Source organism: Oscillibacter sp. CAG:155 (assembly GCA_000436875.1).
In the GTDB taxonomy this organism is placed as follows: Bacteria; Bacillota; Clostridia; order Oscillospirales; family Oscillospiraceae; genus Oscillibacter.
Map to the genome: position 1 here is coordinate 10,091 of FR890941.1, position 7,095 is coordinate 17,185.

The following is a 7,095-nucleotide window of genomic DNA, read 5'->3' on the forward strand; positions in this document are numbered from 1 at the left end:
CACCAACGACGTGGTGGTTTCCTTCATGTGCTTTGCTCCGGCGGATGATCCCCAGATCATCATGCTGCTGACCATGGATACCCCCAGCCGGACTACCGGTACTGCCGTGTTCGGCGGCACTATGGTGGCTCCTGTTGCCAGCTCGATCATGAGCGAGGTGCTGCCGTACCTTGGCATCGAGCCGGAGTACACCGCCGAAGAGCTGGCTGGCGCCGATACCACCGTTCCCAATGTGGTGGGGATGACGCTGGACGACGCCAAGACCCGGCTGAGCAACGCGGGCTTTACCTGCACCACCGTGGGCGACGGCGCCACCGTCACCGACCAGACCCCTGTGGGCGGTACCATCGTGCCCAACAATGCCTCCATCATCTTGTATCTGGGGGCGGAGAAACCGGATACGCCCTGTACCGTGCCCAACGTGGTTGGCAAATCCGCCTCGGAGGCCAACAAGGCTCTCACCAATGCGGGACTGATCATGCGGGCTTCCGGCGCCACGACTTCCAGTTCGGGAAATGTCCACGCCATCACCCAGGACACTGCCGCCGGCAGTCAGGTGCCGGCGGGCACTGTTGTCACCGTCCAGTTCGGCGACAACTCCGTACTGGACTGAGGGCAGGTTTTGCAAGGTTTCCGGCATCTTCCCCCATTATTCTTTGCGTTTATGCCCGGCTATAATAAAAATGGCCGCTCATGCGGTGAAAAACGCGGAAATGAGGCTTACTGCGATGAAATTGAAAGAGTTGCTGCGGGGAATTCCCGTATTGTCCGCCACGGCGGACTCGGACCTGGAAATCAGCGGCGTCAGCTATGATTCCCGGGCTACCAAACCCGGCGATCTGTTTGTTGCCATGAAGGGCTTTGCCGTGGACGGCCATGCGTTTATCGGCAAGGCGGCGGCCTCCGGCGCGGCGGCGGTGCTGTGCCAGGATGTGCCGGAGGGGACGGAGGTGCCCTATGTCCAGGTGGCGGATTCCCGCCGGGCCCTGGCAGAGGTGGGGGCCAACTACTTCGGCCATCCGGCGGACGCTATGACCATGGTGGCCGTTACCGGCACCAACGGCAAGACCACCACCACGTACCTGCTCAAGGCGATCCTGGAGCAGGCGGCCGGGGCCAAGGTAGGCCTCATCGGCACCAACCAGAACATGATCGGCAGCGAGATCCTGCCCACGGAGAGGACCACGCCGGAGTCCTTTGAGGTGCAGCGGCTCTTTGCCCAGATGCGGGACGCAGGCTGCACCCATGTGGTGATGGAGGTCTCCTCCCACGCGCTGGTGCTGGACCGGGTGTACGGCGTCCGGTATGCGGTGGGTATTTTCACGAATCTGACCCAGGACCACCTGGACTTCCACAAGACCATGGAGGCTTACTGCGACGCCAAGGCCATTTTGTTCCGCAACTGCGATGTGGGCGTGGTGAACGCCGACGACCCCTGGACCAAGCGGCTGCTGCGGGAGGCCACCTGCCGGGTCTTTACCTACGCTGAACAGGCGGAGGCCGACCTGCGGGCAGAGCACATCTCCCTGGGGGCGGATCACATCGCCTTTGACGCGGTGGAAAAATCCGGAAGTGTGCCGGTTCGGGTTGGCATTCCCGGTGGATTTATGGTATATAATACGCTGGATGTGCTGGGAGCGGCACAGGCGCTGGGAGTCTCCCTGGAGGAGAGCGCCCGGGTGCTGGCCGCGGTGCCCCACGTCAAGGGCCGGGTGGAGGTGGTCCCCACTCCCGGCAAGGACTACACGATCCTCATCGACTATGCCCACAGCCCCGATGGACTGGAGAACGTCCTCACCAGCGTCAAGGGTTTTGCCAGGGGCCGGACCATTGCCCTCTTCGGCTGCGGCGGCGACCGGGATAAGACCAAGCGCCCCAAGATGGGCAAGATCGCCGCAGACATCGCGGACTTCGTGGTGGTGACCTCCGATAATCCCCGTACGGAGAAGCCCGGGGACATCATCGCCGACATCCTGCCGGGCCTGGAGGGCAGCAACACCCCCTATGTGGTTATTGAGGACCGGGTGGAGGCCATCCACTGGGCGATGGACCACGCTCAGCCCGGGGACGTCATTGCCCTGTGCGGCAAGGGGCATGAGACCTATCAGGAAGTCAACCATGTCAAGCACCACATGGATGAGCGAGAGATCGTGGCGGATTATCTGAGCGCCGGAAACTGACGGCGCAGACCGGGTCGGGGCCATGCCCGCGGGGAAATCTGCGCCGCTCCGCCATGGATACCAAAGCGCCGGAGATGTGACCGGCCAAGGAAAGGGAGAGAACGAGTTATGACACAGGCACTCATCGCGCTGGCAGTCAGCTTCGTGCTGACGCTGGTCATCGGCAGATTCCTGATTCCGGAGCTGCGCAAGCTCAAGGCCGGACAGGAGATCCGGGAGGACGGTCCCACCTGGCACAAGTCCAAGGCGGGCACTCCCACCATGGGCGGCATCATGTTTATTTTGGGCAGCGGCGTCACCGTGTTCGTTTTGGGCTGGGATGCCATGCTGCGGGGCAGCTTCGTCCATCTGTATGTGTTTTTGTTTGCACTGATCTTCGGCATCATCGGCTTTGTGGATGACTACCGGAAGGTCCGTCAGCACCAGAACGAGGGCCTTACCGCCAAGCAGAAGTTCATTCTGCAGCTGGCAGCTGCGGTGGTGTTTCTCTGCCTGATGCGCTATGAAGGACTGCTGACCAATGAACTGTACATCCCCTTTGTCAACGTGACGGTGACGGTGAACTGGATCGTGTATCTGGTATTTGCCGCCTTCGTCATTGTGGGCTGCGTCAACGCGGTGAACCTGACCGACGGTATCGATGGCCTGGCGTGCAGCGTCACCTTCGTGGTGATGGTGTTCTTTACCGTCACTGGCACCCTCTGGAGCTTCCAGGACCGGCAGGGCCTGTTCCCGGCGGCGCTGGCCGGCGGGCTTGCGGCCTTCTTCGTCTATAACCACCACCCCGCCAAGGTCTTTATGGGCGACACCGGCAGCTTGTTCCTGGGCGGTGCGGTGGCGGCACTGGCCTTCGCTATGGATATGCCGCTGATCTTGATCCTGGTGGGCATCATCTACATCGCCGAGACCATGTCCGACATCATTCAGGTGACCTACTTCAAGGTCACCCACGGCAAGCGCTTTTTCAAAATGGCACCGCTGCACCATCACCTGGAACTCTCCGGCTGGAGTGAGGCGAAGCTGGTTGCAGTGTTCTCCGGCATTACCCTGGTGTTCTGCGCCCTGGCATTCCTGGGCGTCCAGGGACGGTTTTGACTTCGAGAGCGGGCAGGAACCCGCGTAACGTGTCTGACCGGCCCCCGGATTCCCGGCGGCGGAGCACCCCCCGAAAAAGCGCCCCGCCCCGGAAGAGCGCTCCGCTTTACAAGCGCGGAGCGGCCCGCATTCCGGGGACGTCCGGTCAGCAGAGCCGTCCCGCCCAGGCGGCACCCCGGAGGAGAGGAGGGAGTGATATGGCGGCAAGACCCCGCCGCCGGCCGTTGAGCCGGGAGGAGGCGCTGGCGCTTCAGCAGCGCCGGCAGCACCAGCGGGAGATGGAGGAGGAGAGCCGGGAACTGGCCCGGGGCCCCATCGACCTGCCGTTTCTGGTGCTGACGATGCTCCTGACGGGCATCGGCCTCATTATGCTGCTCTCCGCCAGTTTTCCCTCTGCCTACTACGAGACCGAGGGAACCAATCCCATGAGCTACTTTATCCGCCAGGGCGTGTTCGCCATCATGGGTGTGGCCGCCATGCTGCTGATCGGAAAGATCAACTACCAGCGGTTCCGGGCCCTGGCAAAGCCCCTTTTGTATCTGGCGGTTATCCTGCTGCTGCTGGTGCTGATCCCGGGCAACCCCCTGGCCATCACCCGCAACAACGCTACCCGCTGGCTGGGTATCCCCGGCACCTCACTGCAGTTTCAGCCCTCGGAGGTCGCGAAGCTGGCCATCGTGCTGTACTTCTCCGACAGCATCTCCAAGAAAAAAGACCTGATGCGGACCTTCCGCTACGGCATCGCCCCCTATGCCATCATCCTGGTGGCGGTGGCGGGCCTGGTGGGATTGGAGCCCCACCTCTCCGGCGCCATGCTGATTCTGGGTGCCGGCGCCGTGCTGATGCTGGTGGGCGGCATCCACTGGGCGTGGGTTGGCGGCGCCGTGGGCGCGGCGGCCACCATGATGTACACGGTGCTCTTCGTCATCGGTTACAACACCTCCCGTATCACCTACTGGCTGGACCCCTGGAAGGATGCCCAGGGCAAGGGCTACCAGCTGGCCCAGAGCCTTCTGACCATCGGCTCCGGCGGCCTTTTGGGTGTGGGCCTGGGAAAGAGCCGGCAGAAATTTTTGTACCTGCCAGAAGAACACAACGACTTCATCTTCGCCATCGTCTGCGAGGAACTGGGTCTCATCGGTGCCACGGTCATCATGTTGCTTTTCGCAGCGCTGATCCTTCGGGGCTTCTGGATCGCCCTTCACGCCCGGGACCGGTTCGGCAGTTTGATGGTGGTGGGCATCACCACATTGGTGGGACTCCAGACATTTTTGAACATCGGCGTGGTAACGGGTTTGCTGCCCACAACCGGAATCTCCCTTCCCTTTTTCAGCTACGGCGGCACGGCACTGTCCATCCAATTGGCGGAAATGGGAATCGTACTATCGGTGTCCAGGCAGATGAAACCCACAAAGGCCGGCTAGCCGCCGGCCTTTGTACCCTGTCCGGGAGGCGTAATTTATGAGTGAATCCAAATTGCGGCGCGTCATCTTCACCTGCGGCGGTACGGCGGGGCATGTAAACCCGGCCATCGCCCTGGCACAGCTGATGCAGCGGGAAAACCCAAAAACAGAGGTTTTGTTTGTGGGCGCAGAGCGGGGCCTGGAAAAGGACCTGGTGCCCAAGGCGGGCTATCCGTTTCGAACGGTCCACATCTCCAGCTTCCACCGCTCCTTCCGCCCCAGCGAGATCCGGCATAACCTGGTCTCTGTGGGGAATCTGATGCGGGCCCCCCACGAGGCCCGGGCCATTTTGCGGGACTTTTGCCCCGATGTAGTGGTGGGAACCGGCGGCTATGCCAGTTACCCCATGGTCAAAGCGGCAGCCAAGGCGGGCATCCCCACGGCGGTCCACGAGTCCAACATGGTCCCCGGCCTCACCACGGAGATGCTGGAGCCCTATGCCGGGCGGGTCATGGTGGGCTTTGAGGAGTGCCGCCAGCACTACCGCCACCCGGAGAAGGTCATCGTCACGGGCACGCCGGTGCGGGGAGACTTTTTCACCCTGACGAAGGCGGAGGCCAAGCGGCAGCTGGGCGTGGATGACGGCCGACCGCTGGTGGTGTCGTTCTGGGGATCTCTGGGGGCTTCCGGTATGAACCGGGCCATGGTGGATTTTCTGGCGCTGGAGGCGGAGAAGGAGCCTTTCCACCACATCCACGGCGCGGGAAAGACCGGCTATCCGGTGCTGCTGGAGCAGCTGCAGGAGAAGGGCGTGGACCTGAAGGCCCACCCGGCGCTGCAGGTGCGGGAGTACATCTACGATATGGCCACCGTCATGCGGGCGGCAGACCTGGTGCTCTGCCGGGCCGGTGCCTCCACCATCAGTGAGCTGACGGCCCTGGGGGTCCCGGCGGTGATCGTTCCCTCGCCCTATGTCACCAACAACCACCAGGAGAAAAACGCCCGGGTGCTGGAAAAGGCCGGCGGGGCGGCGGTGGTGCTGGAGAAGGACGCCTCAGGGCAGATCCTCTTTCAGACCGTCTGCGGCATCCTGCACGACGCGGACCGGCGGGGCACCATGGAGCGCTCCATGGCCTCCCTGGGAATCCGGGACGCCACGGAGCGGATCTACCGGACGATTCTGGAGTTGTGCCAGTAACCGAATTTTCTCCGATTCCATAGGATGGGGCGGTGAACCATTCTGGGAAGCGGGGGGAAAAGGGTATGAACCAGCTTTACATCTGCGGCGGCAGGACATTGGAAGGCGAAGTACGCGTCCAGGGCGCGAAAAACAGCGTGCTGCCCATCCTGGCCGCCACACTGCTGACACGGGGACAGGTGCTCCTGGAGGGCTGTCCCCACCTGCGGGACGTGGACGCCTCCATCCGGATTCTGCGGGATCTGGGATGCGGCGCCCAGTGGGAGGGAGACACCCTGGCGGTGGATACCGCTGCCTTGAACCGGTGCTCCATCTCTGATATACTAATGAGAGAGATGCGCTCGTCCGCCATCTTTCTGGGGGCGATCCTGGCCCGCTGCGGCCGGGCAGACATCAGCTATCCCGGCGGATGCGAGCTGGGCCCCCGGCCCATTGATCTGCATCTGGCAGGGCTGCGGGAACTGGGGGCGGAGATCCGGGAGGAGGGCGGCTTCCTCCACAGTACCGCTGCCCGACTGCGGGGGCGGGACGTGGTGCTGCGCCTTCCTTCTGTGGGCGCCACGGAGAATCTCATCCTGGCGGCCTGCGGGGCGGAAGGAACCACTGTGCTCTCCAATGCCGCCCGGGAACCGGAGATCGAGGATCTGCAGAATTTCCTGAATGCCTGCGGCGGTGATGTCCGGGGCGCCGGAACCTCCACGGTGGTCATCCGGGGCGGGCGGACCTTCCACGGCGGTACATACCGGGTGATGCCGGACCGTATCGCGGCGGCTACTTATCTCTGTGCGCTGGCCTCAGCCGGCGGCACGGGATTCATCCGGGGCGCCAGGGAGGAGCATCTGGCGACGGTGACGGCGGTACTGCGGGAGGCGGGGTGTGAGATCTCCTCCGGACCTGAGGGGATCGCCTGTATCTGCCGGGAGCGGCTGCGGGCGGTGCGGCCCGTGCGGACAGCGCCTTACCCGGGATTTCCAACCGACGCCCAGGCGGTGCTGATGGCGGCGCTGCTGCGGGGCCGGGGGGCGACGGCGTTTGAGGAGAACATCTTTGAAAACCGCTACCGGCACGTGGATGAACTCACCCGGATGGGAGCGGATATCCGGGTGATGGGCCGGGTGGCGGTGGTCACCGGCGTGGAGACGCTCCATGGTGCGCCGGTGCGGTGTACGGATCTGCGGGGCGGCGCGGCGCTGTGCGTGGCGGCCCTGGCGGCGGAGGG

The 7,095-nt window shown here is 63.5% G+C and carries 6 protein-coding genes; all 6 read left to right on the forward strand.

Annotation, left to right across the window (positions count from 1 at the left end):
- A partial coding sequence (locus QZL67_RS08300; RefSeq protein WP_292920148.1) for a PASTA domain-containing protein occupies window positions 1-613 on the forward strand: 613 nt, incomplete at its 5' end.
- A 115-nt stretch (window positions 614-728) separates the two neighbouring features.
- Window positions 729-2,180: a UDP-N-acetylmuramoyl-L-alanyl-D-glutamate--2,6-diaminopimelate ligase gene (locus tag QZL67_RS08305; RefSeq protein WP_022290263.1), complete on the forward strand. Its 1,452-nt coding sequence runs from the start codon at window positions 729-731 to the stop codon at window positions 2,178-2,180.
- A gap of 108 nt (window positions 2,181-2,288) precedes the next feature.
- On the forward strand, window positions 2,289-3,275 hold the full coding sequence (gene mraY / locus QZL67_RS08310; protein ID WP_022290264.1) for a phospho-N-acetylmuramoyl-pentapeptide-transferase: 987 nt from the start codon (window positions 2,289-2,291) through the stop codon (window positions 3,273-3,275).
- 197 nt (window positions 3,276-3,472) lie between these two features.
- Complete coding sequence (gene ftsW / locus QZL67_RS08315) at window positions 3,473-4,699, forward strand: putative lipid II flippase FtsW (protein ID WP_022290265.1); 1,227 nt, start codon at window positions 3,473-3,475, stop codon at window positions 4,697-4,699.
- 37 nt (window positions 4,700-4,736) lie between these two features.
- Complete coding sequence (murG, locus tag QZL67_RS08320; RefSeq protein ID WP_022290266.1) at window positions 4,737-5,876, forward strand: undecaprenyldiphospho-muramoylpentapeptide beta-N-acetylglucosaminyltransferase; 1,140 nt, start codon at window positions 4,737-4,739, stop codon at window positions 5,874-5,876.
- Window positions 5,877-5,941: 65 nt separating this feature from the next.
- Window positions 5,942-7,095: UDP-N-acetylglucosamine 1-carboxyvinyltransferase (murA, locus tag QZL67_RS08325; protein WP_292920149.1), on the forward strand; the 1,154-nt coding region annotated here is incomplete at its 3' end.

Excerpts from the sequence above, each read along its gene's own strand:
- mraY (WP_022290264.1), top strand. The coding sequence starts at position 2,289 with ATGACACAGGCACTCATCGCGCTGGCAGTCAGCTTCGTGCTGACGCTG.
- QZL67_RS08305 (WP_022290263.1), top strand. The coding sequence starts at position 729 with ATGAAATTGAAAGAGTTGCTGCGGGGAATTCCCGTATTGTCCGCCACG.
- ftsW (WP_022290265.1), top strand. The coding sequence starts at position 3,473 with ATGGCGGCAAGACCCCGCCGCCGGCCGTTGAGCCGGGAGGAGGCGCTG.
- murG (WP_022290266.1), top strand. The coding sequence starts at position 4,737 with ATGAGTGAATCCAAATTGCGGCGCGTCATCTTCACCTGCGGCGGTACG.